1 protein-coding gene is annotated in these 1,145 nt (G+C 33.1%); it reads right to left on the bottom strand.

The genetic code is table 11. The features are described from left to right. Positions 1 to 203: 203 nt before the first annotated feature. A partial coding sequence (locus ACY2RU_RS17565; protein ID WP_490139787.1) for a tetratricopeptide repeat protein occupies positions 204 to 1,145 on the bottom strand: 942 nt, incomplete at its 5' end.

A 1,145-nucleotide genomic window follows, 5' to 3' on the forward strand; every position in this document is an offset into this window, starting at 1 on the left:
TGCCAGTGGCGGTTCTTGGCTCGCTGTGGCTCAACCAAATTTGCGGAGCAAATGTTGGCAGCGGCGTCGACGCGTGCGACTCGGAAGCCACGGCGAAGCCGTTTACGAGTTTTATCCGATTTAAAGATAGTTAATTATTTTTAAGACTTTTAATTCAATTAACCACTTCCGCCATTGGCTTTATATGGTGTTGGCAATAGTCTTTAATTCAAATCCTTTCTGCCTAAAAAGCCTAAAGGTATTTTAGGATGGTGATAATCATAAAATGTTAAATATAAAGTATCAGTTTTTTTATTACCCTCTTCATTTCTATACTTTACTTCATAAGAGTCTATTGAAGCAATTCCCATTAGTCCATTTCTTGATTCATAATATCCTCCAACACCTATTCTTCTATATTCAATTTTATTTCCTTGTACATCTCTTAATGCTTCTAAATACAACTTTTGATTTTTTGGTCCGACGCCTACTTTTATTGGATTTTCTAACGTAAAACCATATGTTATATTTGAAGATTTGTCGACAAGGATTTTGTAGGTGATTTTTTGAAAGCTAATTGAAGTAGTATCGCAGATCGATCGCATATTTTCAACATATTCTGTTATTCCACCATCCAATGCCAACTCAAAATTTTTGCAGGCGTTATTGATTTCACCTATTTCTTGATAAAGGAATGCTTTATTTACATATGTATCTATTAAACTCGAATCAATTCTCAGCGCAAAATTGTAATCTTCTATTGCAGATTCATATTTATTAAATTTTTTACTTAAATAACCTCTTTGTCGAATCGCTTCTGCATATGTACTATCAATAGCAAATGCAGTAGTATAGTCTTTATAGGCGCTTTCATAATCATTTTTTCTTGATTTTGCTGTTGCTCTATTTAAGTAAATTTTATGTATGTAGTCGGAGTTTGGGTATAGCTCTATAAATTTATCTAATAACTCGATTGATTTAGTATAATTTCCACCGTCTGCAAATTCCAAGGATTTATTGAATAAATCTTCTTGAGACTGAGAAAAGCAGATAGATTGAAAAAATAATATTATAATTAATATACGGTTCATTTCTAAGATTATTGCCAACGTGTTTGTATAATGCCAGTGGCGTTTCTTGGCTCGCTGTGGCTCAACCAAATTTGC

The organism is Ulvibacter sp. 2305UL32-6, from assembly GCF_058148545.1.